This window comes from Bradyrhizobium sp. SZCCHNR2028, assembly GCF_032380995.1.
GTDB lineage: Bacteria > Pseudomonadota > Alphaproteobacteria > Rhizobiales > Xanthobacteraceae > Bradyrhizobium.
Genome location: NZ_JAUHJF010000006.1, coordinates 196122 through 218248, shown reverse-complemented (window position 1 = coordinate 218248; position 22127 = coordinate 196122). Strand labels below are relative to the sequence as shown.

16 protein-coding genes, 1 tRNA gene and 1 pseudogene are annotated in these 22127 nt (G+C 64.4%); 7 read left to right on the top strand and 11 right to left on the bottom strand.

All coding sequences use genetic code 11. From position 1 onward, the window contains the following. Positions 1-27: 27 nt before the first annotated feature. The 6 genes and pseudogenes from QX121_RS13015 to QX121_RS12990 all read left to right on the top strand — a co-directional run. On the top strand, positions 28-1887 hold the full coding sequence (locus QX121_RS13015; RefSeq protein WP_315812118.1) for an ATP-binding protein: 1860 nt from the start codon (positions 28-30) through the stop codon (positions 1885-1887). Positions 1888-1905: 18 nt separating this feature from the next. Next, positions 1906-3264 carry a sigma-54 dependent transcriptional regulator gene (locus QX121_RS13010; protein ID WP_315797240.1) on the top strand — a complete coding sequence of 453 codons (1359 nt, stop codon included), beginning with the start codon at positions 1906-1908 and terminating at the stop codon, positions 3262-3264. 282 nt (positions 3265-3546) lie between these two features. Then, complete coding sequence (locus QX121_RS13005; RefSeq protein WP_315812193.1) at positions 3547-4824, top strand: MFS transporter; 1278 nt, start codon at positions 3547-3549, stop codon at positions 4822-4824. 12 nt (positions 4825-4836) lie between these two features. Then, positions 4837-5616: a GntR family transcriptional regulator gene (locus QX121_RS13000; RefSeq protein WP_315812117.1), complete on the top strand. Its 780-nt coding sequence runs from the start codon at positions 4837-4839 to the stop codon at positions 5614-5616. A gap of 465 nt (positions 5617-6081) precedes the next feature. Then, complete coding sequence (locus tag QX121_RS12995) at positions 6082-6312, top strand: hypothetical protein (protein WP_315784290.1); 231 nt, start codon at positions 6082-6084, stop codon at positions 6310-6312. Positions 6313-6394: 82 nt separating this feature from the next. Beyond that, positions 6395-7225: pseudogene (locus QX121_RS12990) on the top strand (transposase); the annotation flags it as partial. Positions 7226-7300: 75 nt separating this feature from the next. On the opposite strand, the gene QX121_RS12985 reads toward QX121_RS12990, so the two are convergent. The 10 genes from QX121_RS12985 to QX121_RS12940 all read right to left on the bottom strand — a co-directional run bounded on the left by QX121_RS12985 (position 7301) and on the right by QX121_RS12940 (position 19261). Further along, positions 7301-7377, bottom strand: a tRNA-Arg gene (locus QX121_RS12985). Positions 7378-7517: 140 nt separating this feature from the next. Continuing rightward, positions 7518-7922 (bottom strand): YccF domain-containing protein, encoded by a 405-nt coding sequence (locus tag QX121_RS12980; RefSeq protein WP_315773251.1) that lies wholly within the window; start codon positions 7920-7922, stop codon positions 7518-7520. A 145-nt stretch (positions 7923-8067) separates the two neighbouring features. After that, on the bottom strand, positions 8068-11169 hold the full coding sequence (locus QX121_RS12975) for an EAL domain-containing protein (protein WP_315812116.1): 3102 nt from the start codon (positions 11167-11169) through the stop codon (positions 8068-8070). A gap of 204 nt (positions 11170-11373) precedes the next feature. After that, positions 11374-12444 carry a branched-chain amino acid ABC transporter permease gene (locus QX121_RS12970; protein WP_315812115.1) on the bottom strand — a complete coding sequence of 357 codons (1071 nt, stop codon included), beginning with the start codon at positions 12442-12444 and terminating at the stop codon, positions 11374-11376. Next, positions 12441-13451, bottom strand: a complete 1011-nt coding sequence (locus QX121_RS12965) for a branched-chain amino acid ABC transporter permease (RefSeq protein WP_315773245.1) — start codon at positions 13449-13451, stop codon at positions 12441-12443. Before QX121_RS12965 ends, QX121_RS12970 begins: the two co-directional genes overlap by 4 nt. Then, entirely contained in the window at positions 13448-14170 is a 723-nt protein-coding gene (locus tag QX121_RS12960) for an ABC transporter ATP-binding protein (RefSeq protein ID WP_315773244.1), read from the bottom strand. Before QX121_RS12960 ends, QX121_RS12965 begins: the two co-directional genes overlap by 4 nt. Beyond that, entirely contained in the window at positions 14167-14931 is a 765-nt protein-coding gene (locus QX121_RS12955) for an ABC transporter ATP-binding protein (RefSeq protein WP_315773242.1), read from the bottom strand. The genes QX121_RS12960 and QX121_RS12955 overlap by 4 nt, the downstream gene beginning before the upstream one ends. 66 nt (positions 14932-14997) lie before the next feature. Beyond that, positions 14998-16191 carry a substrate-binding domain-containing protein gene (locus QX121_RS12950; RefSeq protein ID WP_315773241.1) on the bottom strand — a complete coding sequence of 398 codons (1194 nt, stop codon included), beginning with the start codon at positions 16189-16191 and terminating at the stop codon, positions 14998-15000. 131 nt (positions 16192-16322) lie between these two features. Continuing rightward, positions 16323-18101, bottom strand: a complete 1779-nt coding sequence (locus tag QX121_RS12945) for a putative bifunctional diguanylate cyclase/phosphodiesterase (protein WP_315797244.1) — start codon at positions 18099-18101, stop codon at positions 16323-16325. Positions 18102-18292: 191 nt separating this feature from the next. Continuing rightward, the gene (locus QX121_RS12940) at positions 18293-19261 is read right to left on the bottom strand and encodes a sensor histidine kinase (protein ID WP_315735382.1); all 969 of its coding nucleotides are present in this window, start codon (positions 19259-19261) and stop codon (positions 18293-18295) included. 181 nt (positions 19262-19442) lie between these two features. Between QX121_RS12940 and QX121_RS12935 the strand changes: the two genes are divergently transcribed. Further along, positions 19443-20285, top strand: coding sequence for an SDR family oxidoreductase (locus QX121_RS12935; protein WP_315812114.1), 843 nt, complete (start codon positions 19443-19445; stop codon positions 20283-20285). Positions 20286-20457: 172 nt separating this feature from the next. On the opposite strand, the gene QX121_RS12930 is transcribed toward QX121_RS12935, so the two are convergent. Then, positions 20458-21834 (bottom strand): cytochrome P450, encoded by a 1377-nt coding sequence (locus QX121_RS12930; protein WP_315812113.1) that lies wholly within the window; start codon positions 21832-21834, stop codon positions 20458-20460. Positions 21835-22127: the final 293 nt, after the last annotated feature.

The window sequence follows — 22127 nt, the reverse complement described above, 5'->3', positions numbered from 1 at the left end:
AATCAGGTCCATCATTTGAGCCCTGGCGTGAGCGAGAGGGTGGCGATGTCGGCGTGGTTTTCGAGCCGACTAGGCTTGCCGGGTGGGCTCTCAAGGGCTTGGCCGGCTATCGCCGCAATTGCTGTCCTGGCGATCGTGGGAGTCGCGCTGCTGTCCTACCGATTGGCCCTGAGCGCTGGCCTCGCGCAGATGAGCCGCGACTCCGACGATCGGCTTACGTTGATCGCCAGTACGTTCGATGCAACCGTTGCCCGCTTCCGATATCTGCCCACGGTTCTTTCACTCGCCGATCCGGTGCGCCGGCTGTTCCGGACACCGGGCAATGGGGCAGTTGTCGAAGCTGCCAACCGTTATCTTAAGTCGCTAAATCAGGCCGCGGGATCGGCCGAGCTATACGTGCTGGACACGGCCGGGGTGACGCTGGCAGCAAGCAATTATGATGGAGCAAAGAGCTTCGTCGGGCATGCGTACGACTTTCGCCCCTATTTCCAGAGCGCAATCCGTGACGGGGAAGGGCAGCTCTATGCCGTTGGGGTGACGACCGGCTTGCCTGGTTACTTCTTGTCGCAACGGATCACCGAAGGCGAGCTTACGATCGGGGTTGCCGTCGTGAAGATCGATTTGACGCCGCTGGAAGCCGATTGGGTCAGGGCCGGTGATCTGGTGGCCATGGAAGATGAAGAAGGCGTGCTCATCCTGGCCAGCCGCGCGCAGTGGAAATATCATCCGTTGCGAAGGCTACCCTCGACCGCGGTCGCGCGTCTGAACGCGTCCCGGCAGTTCGGCGACACGATAGAGAATGCTCCGATCCTCGGTTCGTCGGCCGAATCGGGCGAGGTATCGGTCGAACTGGGCGACGACGATGGCGTCCACGAATATGCGCTGCGCGCGCGGCCTCTGCCGGCGCATGGATGGCAGCTGCTCATTTTTTCGGACATCGGGGAGGCTCGTCGGCATGCAATGACCATCGCGGTCACGGCCGGTTTTGCCGTTCTCACGGTACAGCTGCTTGGGCTTGTCGCTCATCAATGGCGGCAATCGATGAAAGCCAAGGGCGAAGCTAACGAGCTGCTCGAACGAAGTGTTGCGGAGCGCACGATGGAGCTGCGCGAAGCCAATCGTCAACTGACAAGTGAAGTCCTGGAACGGACGCGCACCGAGCAGGAATTGCGACAAACCCACGAGAGCCTGGTGCAGAGTGCGAAGCTTGCCAGTCTTGGACAAGCCCTGGCAGGGGTGGCGCATGAAATCAACCAGCCACTCGCGGCGCTCACCACTTACATCGCAAGCAGCCGAGTCTTGTTGCAACGCAACGAGATCGAACGAACGGCCTTGAACCTCGACCTGATGTCATCCATAGCCGAGCGAATGATGGCATTGATCGGTCACTTGCGCATGTTTGCACGCAAGGAGACCGGTGCAACCAGCAGAGTCGATGTCGGTGTAACACTCGGCAATGCGATGCGGCTCCTGCAGTACCGGATCAGAAATGAAGGTATCGAGGTTGTCTTGGACTTGCCCGCGGAGCCGGCTCACGTTGAGGCGAATCCGATCCGTCTCGAGCAGGTCTTCGTCAACCTGCTCTCCAACGCGGTCCAGTCGATGCGCGACCGCCCGCGCCGAGTTCTCAGCGGTTGCATCCGGCGTGCGGAGAGCACGGTTACGATCGAGGTCGCAGACACCGGGAGCGGAATCTCCGCGGATCACATGAAATCACTGTTCGATCCGTTCTTCACCACCAAGGAAATCGGTGAAGGGCTCGGCCTCGGCCTTTCAATCAGCTATGGGATCGTGAGGGAGCTCGGAGGCACGATTTCGGTTGAGAGTGAACTGCAAATCGGAAGCCGGTTTCGGGTGACCTTGCCGACGCCGCCCGAGCCGGCCTAGACCTATCGGGGTGTGTGGATGAGCAAATCGATTCTTGTCGTTGACGACGAGGAGATCGTTCGCAGCTCGATCAGACAATGGCTGGAGCTGGGCGGCTTCGAAGCGCGCACAGCCCGAAATGCTGACGAGGCGCTGTCGATGCTTCAGGCCGAGCTGCCTGACGTGGTACTGACCGACTTCCGGATGCCGCATCGATCCGGCATCGAACTCATGCGCGACGTGCAGCGAATCGATCCCGACATTCCGGTCGTCCTGCTCACTGCTCACGGCGACGTTGCACTCGCGGTAGCGGCCATGCGCGAGGGTGTCTACGACTTTTTGCAGAAACCTGCCAACCCGGATCATATGTCTGCCGTGCTGGCACGGGCGGCAGAACAATCAGGATTGAAGCGTCAACTCAGGCATCTCACGAGCCGGCTCGGCGCCGAAGGTGAGCTGGAGCGACGTCTCCTCGGGACATCGCCCGCGATGGCCACGCTGCGAAAGTCCGTTGGCGAGCTCGCCGAGCACGACAGGGATGTGATCCTCTTCGGCGAGAGCGGCACGGGAAAGGAGGTCGTCGCTCGCGCACTGCATGACCTCGGTCCGCGGGCACGAGCTCCATTCGTTGCGGTGAATTGCGCGGCTATACCCGCCGAGCTGTTCGAGAGCGAGTTGCTGGGTCACGAGGCGGGCGCGTTCACTGGTGCACGCGGGGCTCGCATCGGGAAGTTCGAACATGCCAGCGGCGGAACTCTCCTGCTCGATGAAATTGAAAGCATGCCACACGCGTTCCAGGTCAAGATCCTACGCGTTCTGCAGGAGCGCGTGGTCGAGCGGGTGGGATCGAACCGGCTGATCCCGGTCGACGTCCGTGTGATCGCGGCCGCGAAAGCCGATCTCGCCGCGGACAGCCGCAGCGGCCGCTTTCGGGCCGATCTCTACTTCCGCCTGGCAGCGGCTGAGATCCGTCTCCCGCCGTTGCGCGAACGGGGCAACGACGTGCTGCTGCTATTCCAGCATTTTGCCGGGGAAGCTGCCCGGCGCAGCGGCCGTGACCTGACGCCACTCGGAGCCGAGGATTTCGATGCACTGCTGACCCATGACTGGCCTGGCAATGTTCGAGAACTGAAGAACGTGGCTGAACGCTACGCGCTCGGCTTGGCCGCAACGGGTCGCCGCGTCGCGGAAATTCTGCGGCGAGCCCAGGGAGCGGGCGCAAGGCGCTCGCTCTCTGAGCGTGTCGCAGCTTATGAGCGCATGCTGATCGAGGCGTCTTTGCTGGAGCACAACTGGTCGGTTGTAGCGGTTATGGAAAGTCTCGGCGTGCCACGGCGGACGCTCAACGAAAAAATGGCAAGATACGGCTTGCTGCGACCCAGCCGAACCTCCTGCTAGGCACGAGGCGGATTCCCGCTCACGCTCCGACGCGGATCGGCGGAATTCCGCTTAGCGCGGCGAGCCCGTTTCACGCGAGGCGCATGCAACCATCTGAAATGGCTTTGTTTGGCGTCGCGATCGGCGGCCGCCGCCGGCTGGCACGCGGGTTGCTCAGGCATGAGCACGATTGGCCTTAGAGCCTAAGAAAACGTGCACTCGGAGGACGCCATGAAGTTTGAGCGAGCTATCATCCCCACCCTCGTTGCGGCCGCCGATGAAGCACGCCGTGACGGCCTTGGGATGGGTAGCCGCTTGCGCGCGATCTTCGTCGGCTCGGTCGGAAATCTGGTGGAATGGTATGACTTCTACGCCTATGCCGCGTTTGCGTTGTATTTCGCCAAATCGTTTTTTCCTGAGGGCGACGAGGTCGTGCAGCAGCTGAACGCCGCGCTGCTGTTTGCCGCCGGCTTTCTTGTCCGCCCACTCGGAGGCTGGCTATTCGGCCATTTTGCAGATCATCATGGCCGCCGTAATGCCTTGACCTTGTCGGTCTTGATGATGTGCTTCGGCTCGCTGATCATCGCCGTGACGCCCACCTATGCGTCGATCGGCTTTGCGGCGCCGGTCCTGCTTGGTTTCGCGCGAATCGTGCAGGGAATTAGCCTAGGCGGTGAATATGGCGCCAGCGCAACTTACCTGAGCGAGGTCGCGGACGAAAAGAACCGCGGATTCTATTCCAGCTTCCAATATGTGACGTTGATTGGCGGCCAGCTCTGCGCGATCGTCGTTCTCTTGGTCCTGCAGAAGGTGCTTCTGACGGAGGAGCAGCTTCGTGGATGGGGCTGGCGTATTCCGTTCGTCATCGGCGCGCTGCTGGCCGTCGTGGCCGCCGTCATGCGCCGCAACCTGCACGAAACGGATGTATTCACCCGCGCGAAGTCGGCAAGACAGGGGAGTTCGCTGCGCGCGCTGGGTCAGTTCCGACGCGAAGTCTTGCTTGTTGTTGGACTAACAATGGGGGGGACTGCGGCCTTCTACACCTATACCACCTACATGCAGAAATACCTGAAGCTCTCCGTCAAGCTGACCGATGATCAAACGACCATGGTCACGGCCTGTAGCCTGATCTTCGCAATGGTGCTGCAGCCGCTCTATGGCGCCCTTTCCGATCGCATCGGACGCAAATGGCTGTTGATCGGGTTCGGACTGGGCGGAACTCTGTTCACGATTCCGCTTCTGAACACGCTGCAGGGAGTCCACGACCCGTTCACCGCATTCCTCCTGATCGCGGCGGCGTGGTTGATCGTATCCGGCTATACCTCGATCAATGCGGTGGTCAAGGCCGAACTGTTCCCAACTGCAATTCGAGCAACGGGCGTAGCGCTGCCATATGCATTGACCGTTTCGATCTTCGGCGGCACGGCAGAGTCGATCGCGCTTTGGTTCAAGTCGATCGGTCACGAAAGCTGGTTCTATTTCTACCTCACCGGCTGCATTGCGACCTCTCTCGTCGTCTATCTCACCATGCGCGACACCCGGCGGCACTCGGCGATCGATCGTGAGCAGAAAGCGCAATGAGCGACGCGTCGCATGAGCGCGCGACGCGCCGCGCAGCCTTCGGCTCAAGCCCGCCGGATCAGCAATCCTAGCGCAGCAGGTATCGATATGGACAGCGAATTCAATCGAGTCGATGTTGCCTACGCCCGAATCAAGGAATTGGTCACACACTACGAGTTGACGTCGGAGTCGAAGATCATTTTGCCAGGCGAGCACCTGCGCATCGACGAGCTTGCTGACTATGTCAGGGCGAGTGCGACACCGGTGAGACAAGCTCTCGAGCGTCTTCATGGCGAGGGGCTGATTGATATCGTTCCGAAGCGAGGCTTCTTCTCGAGGGTCCCGGACGCAGCGGAGCTGCAGGACCTCTATGAGTTTGCTCGGCTGGTGCTCGCGTATAATCTCAGGAAGGCTTTGGAGCCATCGTCGGCCGTACGCTTTGGCCGAAGCGCGATGAGAATGGCGGCGCTTCCGCCCGCGAATTCGGCAAGGAATCGCGCCAAGCATTATGCTGCCGCCATCGAGGGTGTGTTCGAGCAGATCGCGCAGATATCGAGGAACGAGGAGATGCTGCGAATGATAAAAAACTTCAACGACCGCAGCCGGTATATTCGATGCCTCGTCATCTCCCAAGACGCCGATCCGGACTCCGAGCTCCGTGACTGTCTTGATATCGCGGACGGCGTCCGCAGCCAGAACGCCGCGCGCGCGTGCGCACGCCTGGAAGCCCACATGCACCGAACGATTGCAAATCTGCCAGAATTGATACGGGAGGCCAGATCGCGCTGGGCCATTGCCGCCGCTGCAGGCTGAAGCATCCCACCTGGTGGTCTCGCACTCACGGCGCCCGCGAAGTTCGACGGTCGATCGTTGCCATCGATCGAGCTGGTGGGTCGTTTGCGTTCGTGTGGACTGGCAAACTAGTCTTTAGCTGCAGTCTCGTGCCGACCTAACTCGACGTTTGAGGATGTGTGCAGCCGACCGCAAGGAGCCACTCCTGATAGTTGCGCTCGAACCGTTCACGGTCGGCGAGCAGCGGCCGCGGTTTTCCGCGAGCAAGGTAAGCCCCCGGCGACGGCCGCCTTGCGTCGGAGCTGACGCTTGTTGAAGCCATAGGACTAGTCCTGGAGCCAATCCTATGGCTAAAGCGGAAGTGGAAGTGGAAGTGATCACGTCGGAGCGGCGACGGCGGCATTGGTCGCGGGCCGATAAGAAGCGTGTCGTTGCTGCAGCGTTAGAACCGGGAGCGACGATCCTGGGGGGGCGCGAGCGTTCGGGGTGCATTCCAGCCAGGTGTTTCGCTGGCGCCAGCAGCTATGCGGCAAGGAGGCTGCCGCGCCGGGTTTCGCTGCCTTGACGATCGCAGCCGATCCTCACGCGGCGGCAGCTCCAACGCAGGGGCTGATCGAAGTAGAGCTCGGGGCGGAGGCCAAGATCCGGATCAGCGGCGCGGCGGATGTCGCGACGGTGACCGCGGTGATCGCGGCGCTCCAGGCGGGTTCGCGATGACGATCCCGATCCCCTCCGGCACCCGGGTCTGGCTTGCGACAGGCCATACCGACATGCGCAAGGGCTTCGACGGTCTGGCGCTCAGTGGAAGGTGATCCAGCATGTACGGGAGAAGTTCTCCTGCCGCGCCTGCGAGGCGATCACGCAGCCGCCGGCGCCGTTCCATCCGATCTCGCGCGGACGAGCGGGACCGCGCCTGTTGGCGCACATCCTGTTCGCCAAATACGGGCTGCACGGCTGCGCGCAAGCCGGGCCCGATCATCGAGGTCGGCTGCTGGGCGCATGCACGGCGCAAGTTCTTTGAGATCGCACGGCTGAAGAAGGCGCCGATCGCGAAGATCGACGCGCTGTTTGCGATCGAACGCGAGATCAACGGTCTACCGGCTCACGAACGCAAAGCCGTGCGCGACGCACGCAGCCGCCCACTCGTCGACGAGCTCCACGGCTTCCTGCGCGAACGCCGTACCAAGCTGTCCGGCAAGAGCGAGACCGCAAAAGCAATCGACTACAGCCTCAAGCGCTGGGAGGTGTTCACAATACGGCCGAGCGCGAGCTGCGCGCCGTGGCCCTCGGCCGCAAGAATTGGACCTTCGCCGGCTCCGACGAAGGCGGCCGCCGCGCTGCCGCCATCTACACGCTGATCCAGACCGCCAAGCTCAACAACGTCGACCCGCAGGCTTGGCTCGCCGACGTCCTCGCCAAGCTACCCGACCATCCGGCCAGCAAGCTCGCCGATCTGCTTCCCTGGGCTGGCAGGCCGCCCAGACATCGGCCGCCGCCTGATCGAGCCGCTCCAGACCGTCCAGAGCAGTCGCTCGGCCCGTGGCCTTCACCGGACGCCTACGCAATTCAAGCACATCACTTGGCTTCTGACGACCAAATCCAATCGGGGCGAAGGCGCCTTTGGCGCTGAACGCAAAATACGGTCAGTAGCTGCGGGGGATGTGTCGCGGGCTCTTCCCGACTTCCGAGAGAGCTATTGATTGAGTGGCGCACCCGACACGATTCGAACGTGTGACCTTTGCCTTCGGAGGGCAACGCTCTATCCAGCTGAGCTACGGGTGCGTACGGCAAATCGTTTAGCCGATTGCCCCGGCGACGGCAACGGCCTTGGATGCTCCCGGACCGGGCGGACGGCCGCTCGCGCCGCGAGGCACGCGGGCAGTTCGGCGGGGGGCGCGGCCGGCCCGCTCCCGCCGACCGCCTTACGCCGGCACGATGGTCTTGCCGATCGGCCACAAGGCGAGCCCGGCGAGCTTCAGATGGGCCCAGGCGAAGGGCAGGCCGATGATGCTCACCGCGAGCACGATTGCGGTCAGGAGGTGGCCGAGCGCCAGCCACCAGCCGGCCAGCACGAACCAGATGATGTTGCCGAGCAGGCCGAGAACGCCGGTTCCGACGTCCTCCATGCCGGTGAGCTCGTCGCGGCGGACCGCGCGCGAGCCGAACGGCAGCAGCGTATAGGCGGCGATGTTGAAGGCGGCGCGGGACCAGGGCAGGCCGACGATCGTGATCGCCATCACGACCGCGGCGACCAGCCAGCCAAACGCCATGTAGGCGCCGCCGCACAGGATCCAGAGGATGTTCAGAAGCAAGGAAACCGGCTGCATGACGACCTGCCAACTCCGTTGTTGCCGCTCCGGATATAGGAACGCCGCGCCGAGGCCGGTAGCGGGCCGGTCGTCGAAATCTGCGTGGCCTCGCGCCGCAGCCACGGCCGGGGCGGCCGGGCGTGGACCGTGCCGTCGAGCCGGCTCAGCCGGCGACCTGCAGGCCCCCTGCCGCCGCCTCCAGGGCAAACAGCTTGCGCAACTCGGCCGCCGGCTTCGGGGCGCTGAACAGATAGCCCTGCATTTCGGTGCAGCCGAGCTGGCGCAGCGCCGTCTGCTGCGCCCCGGTCTCGACGCCTTCGGCCGTGGTCGTCATGTTGCTGGCGGCGGCGATGCTCACCACCGCCTGGACGATCGCCGACGAGCTGCCGGCGCCGATGTCGCTGACGAAGCAGCGGTCGATCTTGATCTTGTCGAACGGGAACCGCTTTAGATAGCTCAGCGACGAATAGCCGGTGCCGAAATCGTCGAGCGCGATGCGCACGCCCATGTCGTGCAACTGGTGCAGGATGCCGAGCGCGGCGTCGTCGTCGCTGATCAGCACCGCCTCGGTGATCTCGACCTCGAGCCGTTCGGGCGCAAGGCCGGCCGCCGACAGCGCGCCTGCGATTCGCAGCGCCAGGGTCGGCGATTTGAGCTGCACGGGCGAGACGTTCACGGCGATGCGGATGTCGGCGGGCCAATGCGCGGCCTCGGCGCAGGCGGTGCGTAACACCCAGTCGCCGATCTCGTTGATGAGCCCGGTGTCCTCGGCGAGCGGAATGAAGTCGAGCGGCGGCACCATCCCTCGCTCCGGATGACGCCAGCGCAACAGCGCCTCGCAGCCGGTCATGACGTTCTCGCTGAAGCCGAGCAGCGGCTGGTAGTGCAGCTCGAACTGGCCTTCCGTGATCGCCCGGCGCAGGTCCTGCTGCAACTGCAGCCGCGCGCGCGCGTTTTCATCCATCGCCGGCTCGAAGAAACGGAAAGTGCGGCGGCCGCCGGCCTTGGCGGCATACATTGCGAGGTCGGCATTCTTGGTCAGCTGGTCGCGCTCGACGCCGTCCTGGGGCGCCAGCGCGATGCCGATGCTGGCGTCGGTCGACAATTGGTGGCCCAGGCATTTATAGGGCTCGCGGATCGCGTCGAGGATCTCCTTCACGGCCACGATGACCTCGTCCCGGTCCGCAACGGTGGTCAGCAGCACGGCGAATTCATCGCCGCCGAGCCGGGCCACCATATCCTCCGGCGCGAGGCAGCTTTCGATGCGGCGCGCGATCGTCTTCAACAGCTCGTCGCCGACATGATGGCCGAGCGAATCGTTGATGCCCTTGAACTCGTCGACATCGATGTAGAGCAGCGCGAAGAAGGTGCCGTGGCGCACGCGTTCCAGTTCATCGTCGATGCGCTCCTGGAACAGCACGCGGTTCGGCAGCTCGGTCAACGCATCGAAATGTGCGAGATGGGCGATCTTCTCGTCGGCCAGCCGCCGCTCCGTGGTGTCCTCGATCACGTTGATCAGATAGCGCGGCCGCTGTGCATCATCCGCGACGGCGATGCGCCGCGATGTGATGTAGCGCAAGCCCAGCCCCGGACTCTGCCAGGGATGTTCGGCGAGAAACAGCCCGTCCGACTGCTCCAGAGCCCGGTCGTCGTCCGCCGTCACCTTTTCCGCGACCGGTCGCGGCAGCAGGTCGAACGCCGTCTTGCCGACGATCTCGTCGCGTGGCACGCCGAAGCGCTGCTCGGTCGACTGGTTGACCAGCACGTAGCGGCGGTCGCGGACGTCCTTGACCATGATGTGTGACGGGATGTGGTCGATGATCTCGCGCAGGAATGCGTAGTTGCGGTCGCGCTCCTGCTCGATCCTGCGATGCTCGCTGATGTCCTCGATCGTCGTGACCCATCCGCCCGACGCCAGCGGCTTGTCGATGATGTTGAAGAAGCGTCCGGCTCCGCCCTCCGCGATCATCTGCGAGGTGCCGCCTGCTGCGGCTCTGTCGATGATGTCGGCGCAGAAGTCGGTCACGTCGCCGTTGAAGGATCCGCGCGCCTTGCAGTGCGCGATGACCTCGCTGAGGTGGGCACCGGGCCTGATCGCGTCTCTGGACAGGCCGAGCAGGTCGATGAAGCGCTGATTGAACATCACGACGCATGCGTTCGCGTCGAACGAGATCAGCCCCTGCGTCATGTTGTCCAGCGCAGTCTCGACCCGTTGCTTCTCGGTCTCCAGTTGACGCGTTGCCGCACGCCCCTGTCGCACGATCTGCCGGATCATCAGGCTGAACGTCAGGGCGATGACCGCGATCGCAAGCATCGCCGCACCTACGAGCAGCACCATCTGCGATCGCCAGTCCGCGAGCGCATCGTCGACCAGCCTATTGGCCGAGATGACGAGCGGGAAGCGCCCGATCCTGGAGGCGGACGCGATCTTCTCCAGGTTGTCGACGGAGCTCGTGAGCAGGGTCGTGCGCAGGCCACTCTCCGCGACCCCCTTCAGCAGCTCGTCGTTCCCGATCCTGGCGCCCATCAGGGATTCGGCGTGCGGGTAGCGCGCCAGCACGGCGCCGTCGGAATGGACCAGCATGATCGACGAGCCCTTCCCGAGAGCCATCGATTCCAGGAACGTCTCGTAGGTGTGCGGATCCACCCGGCGGGTCAGGAGGCCGAGGAATTCCCCGTTCGGGCCGTTCAGGCGATGCGCGACGATGGTCGCCCAGCCGCCGGTGACGCGGCTCATGACCGGCAGGATCACGAAGCTGTCCGGCCGCGATGCCGATTGCAGGTCCTTGAAGTAGGAGCGGTCCGCGACGTTGATGGCCGGCAGCGGGTCGTTGGACGACCAGTTCACGAAATTGCCGTCGACGTCGATGATCGTGAGGTCTCCCATATAGGACAGGCCACTGACCTGAGACCGCAGCATCTCGCTGATCTCGGGTTTTGCCATCTCGGTCCGGAACGCCTCCGGCGAACCGATCGACCCGAGCTGCATGCGGTGGATCGCATGCGACACCGCGGTCTCGGCATCTTCGAACTGCTGCGCGAAATGCCGGCTCAACAGCAGCACGGTATTTTCGAGCTCGCGCTCGTTGTTGGCGATCGCACGTGTCCGAAAGCCGCTGGCCATGACGATCGTCCCGATGACGATCGCTGCGGTCAGAAGCGCGCCGCACGCGATCAGCCATGGCACCGGACCGCGCCAGAGGGACGTGCCAATCCGTTCCGGCTCGCTACCGCCGGTCCCTGACGTGTCTGCTGCGCCCTGCATGCCTTGATCGACCCGGGGAGGAAATGACTTGTTGCAAGCAAGCTTGATAACAAGGCACTGGTGCCGGACCGGTTAGGAAATGCGGTTAGCCGTCGCTTAAGGGCGCGTCGAAACTTCGCGGCAAACGATAATTTCCGCATGCGAATACCGTGCGGCCAAAGCTGCGGCGGCGCCGCAGCGCGGAATTTTAAGGGTACTTGCAGCTCAGCGTGTCGCGCCCGGCTTGTTGCGGAGGCGCCCGACGACGCCGGTCGGAAAGAAATAGACGCTGGCGATGAACAGGAGGCCGAGCCACAGCAGCCAGCGGTCGGGATGCAGGAGGCCCGGCAGCAGCGGCAGGCCGGCGTCCGCCGCCGCGGTCGAGGCGATGCCCATCAGGGCCTGGAGATAGTTCTGCGCCAGGATGAAGATCGCCGCGCCGATGATTGCGCCATAGATCGTGCCCATGCCGCCGATCACCACCATCAGCAGGATGTCGAGCATGATCGAGAAGGCGAGCGAGGTGTCGGGGCCGGCATAGCGCAGCCACAGCGCGTTCAGCATGCCCGCGCACGCCGCGATGACAGCGGCGATGCAGTTGGCATAGGTGAGATGGAAGACGGTGCGGTAGCCGAGCGCCTCGGCCCGAAAGCGGTTCTCGCGGATCGCCTGCAGCACGCGGCCGAACGGCGAGTTGACGACGCGCAGCAGCGCCAGGATCATCAGTGCGCAGACCGACAGCACCAGGTAATAGGTCAGGATGCGTCCGTTGATCGGGAAGCCGAACCAGTCCTTGCTGATGAACACGGTGCCCGGGCGCAGGAGCTCCGGCAGTTGGAAGCTGCGGCCGTCCTCGCCGCCCGTCAGCCACGACAATTGCGACGCCAGCACCAGGAAGGCCGAGGCGACCGCGAGCGTGATCATGGCAAAGAAGATCGCCTCGACCCGCAGGGAGAACAGGCCGATCGCGAGCGCCAGCAGCAATGCGAGCGGCAGCCCGGCCGCGACGGCGACCGCGACCGCGGTCCAATTGGGGCCGAGGCCATAGAGCGCGATCGCGATCGTATAGGAGCCGATGCCGTAGAACATCGTGTGCGCGAACGACACCGAGCCGGTGTAGCCCAGCAGCAGGTCGTAGGACGCGACCAGCGCGGCGAAGATGCAGATCTTGGCGGCGACGTTGAGCGCCTTGGCGCCAGGAAAGATGAAGGGTGTCGCCAGCAGTGCCAGGATGATGACGGTGAGCAGGATGGACAGCGCGCGGCTGCGCGGTGGGTCGCCGGACAGGATCATCATCGGCTGGTCACCGCATAGAGGCCGCGCGGCCGCCACATCAGCACGGCGACCATCAGCAGGATGTTGGAGACGAGGGCGAGCTTCGGCACCAGGAAGCCGCCATAGTTGGCAACCATCGCGACCAGCATCGCGCCGATGAAGCAGCCGGTGATCGAGCCGAGCCCGCCAATGATCACGACGATGAATACCAGCACGGTGAGCTCGTCGCCGATCGAGGCATGCACCTGCTCGCGATACAGCCCCCACATCACGCCGCCGACGCCGGCCAGCGCCGAGCCGGTCATGAACACGCCGAGGAACAGGCGGCGGATGCGATAGCCGAGCGCCTCGACCATCTCGCGGTTCTCGACGCCGGCGCGGATCAACAGGCCGATCTTGGTCCGGTTCAGCACCAGCTCGATGGCGACGAAGATCGCGAAGCCGACGAGCATGGCCAGCAACCGGTATTTCGAGATCGCGACGTCACCGATGATGAAGGATCCACGCAACGCCGTGGGCAGCGGCATGGGAATGATCTGCGGGCCGAACAACGCATACAGGGTCTGCTCGGCAACGATGAGGCCGCCGGTGGTCATCAGGATCTGCTTGAGGTGCTGGCCGTAGACCGGCAGCACCAGCACGCGCTCGACGACCAGGCCGAGCGCGCCGGTCACGCCCATCGACAGCAGCGCAGCCGGGACGAGGACGGCGAGATTGGTCAGCAGCGAGTCGGACTGGGCCCAGCCCGCCAGCGGCAGCAGCACCAGGGTCGCAACGTAGGCGCCGACGGCGATGAAGGCACCGTGGCCGAAATTGAGCACGTCCATCAGGCCGAATACGAGCGTCAGGCCCGAGGCCATGATGAAGATCATCATGCCCATCGCGAGGCTCGCAACCGTCAGGGTAACCCAGGAGCTCGCTGACCCGACCAGCGGGATCATCAGGAGCGCCAGCACGACCGGCAGCAGCAGCGGCGCGATGTCGCGCTTCGGCTTGGGCAGCGCATCGGTTGCCGCGATCTCGCTCATTGATGCGCCTCCAGGCTGAGGCCGAGCAGGCGCTCCTGCAGCGGCACGTCGGCCGCGAGCGCGGCCATCTCGCCGCGATGGACGATGGTGCCGTTGTCCATCACCAGCACCTGGTCGCCGAGCTCGCGCGCGGCGTGAAAATTCTGCTCGACCAGCAGGATCGTGGCGCCACGGCGCTTGATCTCCTTGAGGCATTCGATCAGCGATACCACGATCGCCGGCGCCAGGCCCTTGGTCGGCTCGTCGATCAGCAGCAGCTTGCGCGGCTCGACGATCGCGCGCGCGATCGACAGCATCTGCTTCTGGCCGCCGGACAGGCTGCCGGCGCGCGACAGCCAGAACTTCTTCAGGGCTGGAAAGAAGCCGAAGATCCAGGCGAGCTGGGCATCGTCGAGCGGACCGTTGCGCGCCGCCAGCACCAGGTTCTCCTTGACCGTCAGGTCGGAGAACACCGCCATGCTCTCGGGCACGTAGCCGACGCCGCGCCGCGCGATGTCGGGCGTCGCGAGCTTTTCGATCGCTTCGCCCGCGAGCGTGATGGTGCCGGTCTTCGCCTGCCACAGCCCCATGATGGTGCGCAAGGTCGTGGTCTTGCCGGCGCCGTTGCGGCCAAGCAGCATCGTGGTCTGGCCCTCGGGCACCTCGAAGTCGACGCCCTGCAGGATGTGATAGCGTCCGATATAGGTCTCGACGCCCGCAAGCTTCAGTAGCGTGCTCATGCCGCGCTCCGCGGCGCGACGCCGAGATAGGCTTCCTGCACGATGGGCGAGGCGATGACCTCCGCCGGCTCGCCGTCGGCGACCAGCTGGCCGTTATGCAGCACGATGATGCGGTCGGCGAGCGAGCGCACGACGTCCATCTTGTGCTCGACCAGCAGGATGATCCTGCTCTTGTCCTGCTTGAGCCTGCCGATCAGGTCGAGCACGACCGGCACCTCGTCGATGCTCATGCCGGCGGTCGGCTCGTCGAACATGAAAACCTTCGGCTCCAGCGCCATCATCAGCGCGACCTCGAGCTTGCGCTGGTCGCCATGCGACAGCGTCGTCGCGGTGACGCTGCGGCGGCCGCCGAGCGCGACCTGGTCGAGGATCGCGTCCGCGCGCGCAATCAGGTCGCGCCGCGCCATCCAGGGGCGGAGCAGGTCATAGTGCACGCCGCTCTGCGCCTGCACGGCGAGCCGCACGTTCTCCTCGACGCTAAGATTGGGAAAGAGGTTGGTGAGCTGGAACGCACGTCCCAAGCCGGCGCGGGTGCGCAGCGGCGCTGAGAGAGTGGTGATGTCTTTGCCATCGAACAGGATGGAGCCGGAGGACGCACGCAGCTGCCCGGAGATCAGGTTGAAATAGGTCGTCTTGCCGGCGCCATTGGGCCCGACGATCGCGGTCAGCTCGCCCGGGCGGAAGCTGCAGCTGACACTATTGACCGCGACATGACCGCCGAAACGGATGGTGAGGTCACGGGTTTCGAGGGTGAGGGCCATGTCGCCAGCTGTCTCAATACCAACGCCAACGTGCCCGGCGCGAGGGCCGGGCACGGATGTCAGCGTCTAGCGCTTGTTGCGGATCGGGACGGTCATCTCGTCGATCTTGATCTCGCGCACCGGCTCGTTGACGGCCCAGGCGAGGTTCGGATCGACCTTGACGCGGAAGTGATACATGCTTTGCAGCGCCTGGTGATCCTCTTTCCGGAAGATCATCTTGCCCTTCGGCGTATCGAACTCCATGCCTTCCATCGCCGCAATCAGCTTCTCGGTATCGGTCGACTTGGCCTTGGTCACGGCGGTGACGACCGCCATCGCCGCGGAGAAGCCGCCCGCGGTGAAGAAGTCCGGCGGTGCGTTGAAGCGCTTCTGGTGCTCTGCCACCAGCCAGTCGTTCACGGGGTTCTTGGGAATGTCATAATAATAGTAGGTGGCGCCTTCCATGCCGGGCAGCCGCTTGTAGGCGGCGAGCGCCGGCAGGATGTTGCCGCCGGTCGACAGCTCGATGCCGTAGCGCTTGGGATCCATGTCCTGCAGCTTGGTGAGCGGATCGCCAGCGCCGGCCCAGATCACCCAGATGATCTTCTTGCCCGGCTTGTCCTTGAGCGCATCGAACAGGCGCTGGCCGACGGCGGTGAAGTCGGTGGTGCTGGTCGGCACATATTCCTCGGCGCCCAGCGTCGCGCCGGTCTTGGCCAGCGCCTCCTTGAAGGCAGCGACGCCGTCGCGGCCGAAGGCGTAGTCCTGCGCCAGGGTGGCGACCGTGACGCCGGGCTTGCCGATCGCGACCGCGTTGGAGATTGCGTCCTGCGAGGAGTTGCGGCCGGTGCGGAAGATGTAGCGGTTCCACTTCTCGCCGGTGATCTGGTCGGCCACCGCCGGCTCGACGATCAGGATCTTCTTGTTCTCCTCGGCGACCGGCAGGTCCGCGAGCGCCGCCGCGGAGGAGGTCGTGCCGATCGCGATGTCGGCGCCGTCGTCCTGATAGGCTTCGGACAGCGCGGCCTTCGACAGATCGGGCTTGCCCTGGTCGTCCTTGGTGATGATGACGATCTTGCGACCGTCGATCATGTTGGTGCCCTTGGTGGCATATTCGAAGCCGAGGCGAAGACCGGCCTCGGTCTGCTTGGCATAGGCCTCGAGCGGGCCGGTCTTGCCGTAGATGAGAGCGATTTTCAGATCGTCGGCCTGGGCGGCGGTGGCCAGCAGGGCTGCAGTCAGCGATGAAACAATGCCTTTGAGAATATGTGACGTCTTCACGAGCCTTCCTCCCAGCTACCGGCGGCTGTTGTCTGCAACTGATAGTGTGCAGGCTCGGCCTGGGTCAAGGCGCTTTCGGCGGCACCCCGTGACGGCTCATTCCTCGGGCCGAGGGCTTTTCCTCCTAAAACTCAGCGCCGATAGCGGCTGCTGCGCGCATAGGCCTGGCGATTTTCCTGCACAGGGCGACTGGCGAGACTGATGCGCGCTTCGCTTGCAAGCGGGGCCGCCGGCTTCAGCTCCTCGAGGAAGATCGGACGCGAGAAGTAGTAGCCCTGCGCATAGCGGATCTTGGTCGCGGCCTGCAGATAGGCGAGCTCCTCGAACGACTCGATGCCCTCGGCGATTACCGTCATGCCCAGAGCCTCGCTCAGGGATTCGATCGCACGCAGGATGCCCTGGCTGCGCGGCCGCTTATGAATGTCGGTGATGAAGGAACGGTCGATCTTGATCTCGTCCGCCGTGATGTCGGCGAGCGCCGACAGCGACGAATAGCCGATGCCGAAATCGTCGATCGAGATGCCGACGCCGATCCCGCGCAGCAGCGGCACGATCTCGTCCTGGAAATGGCTGCGAGTCACGAACGCGTCCTCGGTGACCTCGATCATGAACCGCTTGGGAAAGCCGGTTGCTGCAATCGCCCGGGCGAAGGGCTGCATGAATTCCGGATTCGACGCCTGTTTTGCCGCGACGTTGATGCTGATCGTCGCCTCGGGTCCAAACGCGTCGTTGATCAGATCGATCGACTTGACGATCTCGGCCAGCACGAGATGGGCGAGCTCGTCGATCAGGCCGAGCTCGACGGCGAGATTGATGAAGGAGCCGGGAGCCTGGATCACGCCTTCATTGTCGCGCAGGCGCACCAGCGCCTCGATGCCCTTGATCTCCTCGGTGCGGATGTCGACCTTGGCCTGGAACGCGCAGCAGAAGCGCTTTTCGAGGATCGCGAGCCGCAGCGACTGCTCGACCTTCATGCGCGCCAGCGCCTCGTGCTCCATTGCGCTCGAGAAGAAGGCCAGTGCGCCCTTGCCGCCGTTCTTGACGCGATACATCGCGAGATCGGCGTTCTGGCGCAGCACGTCGTAGCTCGCGCCGTGCTCGGGAAACAGGCTGACGCCAACGGACGCCGAGGCGAATACCTCGGCGCCGTCGATGAAGAAGGGCGCGTTCAGGCGGTTCACCATGTCCTGGAGGAATTCGGCGACCTCCTCGGCGCGCTCGATCGGATGCAGCAGCAGCAGGAACTCGTCGCCGCTGATACGCGACAGCAGGTCCGACTCGCGCAGGTCGCGGCTGATACGCTTGGCGAGCTCGACCAGCAGCGCATCGCCGGTGGCGTGGCCGTAATAGTCGTTGATGTATTTGAAATTATCGAGATCGAGAAAGGCGAGCGCGAAGCGTCCGTCGACCCGGCCGCGCCGGACCAGATGGTCGGCGCGATGCTCGACCACGCGGCGCATCGGCAGGCCGGTCAGCTCGTCGTAATAGGCGGCCCGAAAAAGCTGGTCCTCGAACTCCTTCTGCTCGCTGATGTCGGCCGAGCTGGAGATGAGGACTACCTGGTCACCGATGCGGACCGGTCGATGCGCGGTCAGCAGGGTCTGCGCGCCGCGCTCGCCTGCCACTTTTTCCTCGCCGATCACCGTTCGCCCCCGGCCGAGGATCTCGCGGCAGGCGGTGCGCCGGTTATGGAGATGCGGCGCCGAGAGGCCGTCGATGCTGTTGGCGGCGGCGCCGAGCTGAACGGCGGCGGTGTCGTTGACCAGCAGAAAGCGACCGTGCTCGTCCTGGACCGTGACGCCCGACGGCAGCTGGCTGAGGACGCTACGCAGGAAGCGCAGCTCGGCCTCGGTCGAGCCCAGCCCCTCGTTCGGCCCGGGGGAAAAGTTGAATCGGTCGCTGCTGTACATGCGCCGATTGTGCAAAGTTCCCGCTTCATTTTAGTTAAGCGCTACGTAGAAACACGGAACGCGCGAGCCAAGTATTGGAAATGACGGAGCTTTGTGCCGCGGCGTCATTAACCGTTCGTGAATCGGAGTAGCGACGCGGCCGCACGCATGCGGCGAAAGTCGTAGGCAGCAATGGCCGCCCGGCGGCCGGTTCAGTTCGGTGGCACGCGACACTGCAAGGTGCAGTGAAGGCCGGATTCGAGAAACCTGGTCTCGGTCCTGCCATCGAACGACGACAGCACGGACTTCAGCAATTTGCTCCCGAAACCGGGCTTGCCGATCGGACCGATCGGTGGACCCCCGGCCTCGTCCCAGGTCAGATCGAGGCGGTCCTCCTGCATCGTCCACGACACCTGAAGGAAGCCGCGCGGCGAGGCAAAGGCGCCGTACTTGCCGGCATTGGTCGCAAGCTCGTGAAAGATCAAAGCGAGGCTGACGGCGAGCTTGGCAGGCAGGAACAGCGGCGGGCCGTTGAGCTCGAAGCGGACATGGCCATATGGCCCGAGCTCCGAGACCAGCAGATCCTTCAGGTCGCAGCCCTGTCCGTCGGCGCGCGCGATCAGGTCGTCGGCGGTCGCGAGCGCGCGGATGCGCTGGTCGATGCGGCTCCACACCTGCGGCTGGTCGTACAGCACCTGATGCAGCACGGCGTGAATGGTCGAGGTCTTGTTCTTGAGCCGGTGATGCAGCTCGTCGACCAGGAGCTTGCGATACTGCTCCTCCTGGGCGAGGCGCCGGGCGATCTCGCGCTGTTTGCCGGCCAGGCGCCGGTAGTGATCGACGCCCCAGATCACCAGCATCGCCACGACCATATACATCGCCATCAGCGCGAGCCGGGCGCCATCGGCCGGACCGCCGCCAAAATCGAGCGTCAGGCCGAGCGCTGCGCCTGCGATCGCCGTTGCCAGGCCGACGCCCGATCCGCCCATCGCGGTGGCGAAGAAGACGGCCGCCATGTAGGGCGTGAAGAACACGTCGGGCCGCAGATGCGCCATGCCGTAGCGGATCGCCGTAGCTGCGAGCAGGCACATCGCTGCAAACATGCAGCTCCATGTCAGGGAAGGCTGCTGCTCGCCGCGCCAGATCCGCTTGATGTCGTCGATGAGTCGCGTCATGGACATCCATGAGCCTCAACTGCGCAACCAAATTAAGGCCGACGTGGCGGTAATTTGTCCGGTTGATGGAAGCCGCCTTGCGTGTGTTGCAGGTTGGCGCGCACGATGATGGTTCCGCGGCGGAACTCAGGCGCTTATTATTCCGTCGCCAAGAATGAGCACGCAGCAACAACGGAAGGAGCAGGGAATGGGACGGTTGGAGGGCAAGGTCGCCGTGATCACGGGCGCGACCAGCGGGATCGGGCTGCGGACGGCGGAGATCTTCGTGGCCGAGGGGGCGAAAGTCGTCGTTGCAGGCCGGCGCAGCGCCGAGGGCGAGGCGCTGGCGCGCCGACTCGGAGCGGACTGCGTTTTCCAGCAGACCGACGTCACCGTCGACGAGCAGATGCGGGCATTGATCGATGGCGCGGCCGAGCGCTTCGGCCGGCTCGATTGCGTGTTCAACAATGCCGGCGGCCCGGCGCAGACCGGCGGCATCGAAGGGCTCGATGCCGATCGTTTCGACCAGGCCATGGCGGTGCTGGTGCGCAGCGTCATGCTCGGCATGAAATACGCCGCGCCCCACATGAAGCGGCAAGGCGCCGGCAGCATCATCAACAACGGCTCGATCGCCGGCCGGCTCGCGGGCTATTCGACCTCGGTGGTCTACAGCACGGCGAAGGCCGCCGTGATCCATCTGACGAAATGCGTGGCGATGGAGCTCGGCGAGTCCGGCGTGCGCGTCAACTCGATCTCGCCCGGACTGATCGCCACCGGCATCTTCGGCAAGGCGCTCGGTCTGTCGACCGAGGCCGCCGAGAAGACGCCGGAGACGATCCGCAACGCCTATGCCACGGCGCAGCCGATTCCGCGTGCCGGCCTGCCCGACGACATCGCCTACGCGGCGGTGTTTCTCGCCAGCGACGAAGCCAGCTTCATCAACGGCCATGATCTCGTCATCGACGGCGCCATCACCGGCGGCCGCAATTGGAGCCAGCAGCAGCAGGGCTATCAGGCGATGCGCAAGCTGTTGGGGGATGCGGCGGAGTAGGGACGGCGAAGTATACATTTCGTCATGCCCGGACATCCACGTCTCTCATCCGCTAGTTGCAGCAGGATGGATGGCCGGGTCAAGCCCGGCCATGACGAGGAGGAAGACGAGGAGGAAAGCGTCCGCAACAAACCAAGATCCTTGGCGCCCTTGCTGTATCAATGCGCGCCGGTCACACCGCCTTCAGCATCACCTTCAGCCCGTCGCGCGGCTTCGGGATCGGCCAGACCTGCCAGCTCGGCTGATAGCCCGGGGCGAAGGAGACCTCGATGTTGGACAGGAAATGCCGCGCAAAGCATTTCACCTGCATGTAGGCGAAGTGCAGGCCGAGGCACATATGCGCGCCGCCGCCGAACGGCACCCAGGCGAAGCGGTGGCGGCCGCGCTGGGCCTCGTCGGTGAAGCGCATCGGATCGAAGCGCTCGGGCTCGGGCCAGATCTCCGGCATGTGATGCGTGAACATCGGATTGATGCCGACGCCGGTGCCGGCGGGAATCGCATAGCCCTTGAAGGTGAAGTCCCGGACCGGGCGGCGCGGCAATGACGGCACCGGCGGCATCAGCCGCAAGGTCTCCTGGAACGCCATCTCGGTGAGCTTCATCTTCTCCAGATGCTCCGAGCTCATCGGATCGCCCTCTGCAAGGCCGAGGCTCGCGACCTCGTCGCGCAGCTTCTGCTGCCACTCTGGATGCGCGGCGAGCTGGGCGACGAACGAGGTGATCGACGAGGTCAGCGTGTCGTGCGCGGCCATCATCAGGAAGCTCATGTGATCGACGATGTCCTGCGTCGACAGCAGCGCGCCGCGGTCGTCGGTGGCGCGGCACAGATGCGAGAACAGGTCCTCGCCGTCGCCGCGCGCGCGGCGCAGCGGGATCTGCTCGGAGAAATAGGCGACGATGCGCTGGCGGCCCTTGACGCCGCGCGCCATCTGCGTACCCGGCAGCGGCCGGCGGATCGGCGCCACCGCGGCCGCGACCATGTCGACGAAGGCGCGGTTGATCGCATCGACCTCGGGCCCGATCTCGCTCCCCAGGAAGGACGTCGCCGCGAGATCCAGCGTCAGCTGCTTGATCGCGGGATAGAACAGCATCTCGCCCGGATTTGCCTTCCACTGCGCGACGCGTGCGGCGATGCCGCGGTCGAGGCCGGCGAGATAGGACTTCATCGGCCCGGCCTTGAAGGCGACCGACAGCGCCTTGCGGTGCATGCGATGCTCCTCGAAATCGAGCAGCATCAGGCCGCGCGGAAACAGCAGATTGAGGATGTGGCCCCAGCCATGCGCCGACGAGAACAGCTTGGTCTGGTCGAACAGCACGAGCTCATTGGCTTCGGGGCCGAGCAGCACGACGTTGACGTCGCCGAACATGTGGGTGCGGTAGACGGGGCCATACTTCCTGGCGTTGCGCTCGACGTGACCCTTGGGGTCGGCGAGCGTCTCGAATGTCTTGCCGATGATCGGCCAGCCTTCGTCGCCGGGGATATGGGTGAGCGAATTGCGCCGTGGCGGGGTCAGCCTGATCGCATCAGAGACCACATGCTGCATCGACATCGCGGGGCTTCCTCTCGTCTGATGGCCGGTGTCTCGGATCTGACTTCGTTTCGGTCAGTGGCACAGTGGCAGACACCGTGGCCTGCATTGTCGGGCGGTTGCGGCCCTGATGCAATACGCTCCGGTGTCTCATGATCCGCCAGTTGTGCTGCGTCGCACGCGGCTGCGATCTCGCGGCGCGTTGATGCGTCCGAGGGATGGAATATTCCGCCCTCCTGCAGACAGAGGGCACGGGGAATGCCGGGCGCTGGCCGCACCCATGGCCCGCCTGCAGAAAAAAATGCAGGCGGCAG

Excerpts from the sequence above, each read along its gene's own strand:
- QX121_RS12955 (WP_315773242.1), bottom strand. The coding sequence starts at position 14,931 with ATGGCCCTCACCCTCGAAACCCGTGACCTCACCATCCGTTTCGGCGGT.
- QX121_RS12970 (WP_315812115.1), bottom strand. The coding sequence starts at position 12,444 with ATGATGATCCTGTCCGGCGACCCACCGCGCAGCCGCGCGCTGTCCATC.
- QX121_RS12930 (WP_315812113.1), bottom strand. The coding sequence starts at position 21,834 with ATGTCGATGCAGCATGTGGTCTCTGATGCGATCAGGCTGACCCCGCCA.
- QX121_RS12935 (WP_315812114.1), top strand. The coding sequence starts at position 19,443 with ATGGGACGGTTGGAGGGCAAGGTCGCCGTGATCACGGGCGCGACCAGC.
- QX121_RS13010 (WP_315797240.1), top strand. The coding sequence starts at position 1,906 with ATGAGCAAATCGATTCTTGTCGTTGACGACGAGGAGATCGTTCGCAGC.
- QX121_RS12940 (WP_315735382.1), bottom strand. The coding sequence starts at position 19,261 with ATGTCCATGACGCGACTCATCGACGACATCAAGCGGATCTGGCGCGGC.
- QX121_RS12960 (WP_315773244.1), bottom strand. The coding sequence starts at position 14,170 with ATGAGCACGCTACTGAAGCTTGCGGGCGTCGAGACCTATATCGGACGC.
- QX121_RS13000 (WP_315812117.1), top strand. The coding sequence starts at position 4,837 with ATGAGCGCGCGACGCGCCGCGCAGCCTTCGGCTCAAGCCCGCCGGATC.
- QX121_RS12945 (WP_315797244.1), bottom strand. The coding sequence starts at position 18,101 with ATGTACAGCAGCGACCGATTCAACTTTTCCCCCGGGCCGAACGAGGGG.
- QX121_RS12965 (WP_315773245.1), bottom strand. The coding sequence starts at position 13,451 with ATGAGCGAGATCGCGGCAACCGATGCGCTGCCCAAGCCGAAGCGCGAC.
- QX121_RS13005 (WP_315812193.1), top strand. The coding sequence starts at position 3,547 with ATGGGTAGCCGCTTGCGCGCGATCTTCGTCGGCTCGGTCGGAAATCTG.
- QX121_RS12975 (WP_315812116.1), bottom strand. The coding sequence starts at position 11,169 with ATGCAGGGCGCAGCAGACACGTCAGGGACCGGCGGTAGCGAGCCGGAA.
- QX121_RS12980 (WP_315773251.1), bottom strand. The coding sequence starts at position 7,922 with ATGCAGCCGGTTTCCTTGCTTCTGAACATCCTCTGGATCCTGTGCGGC.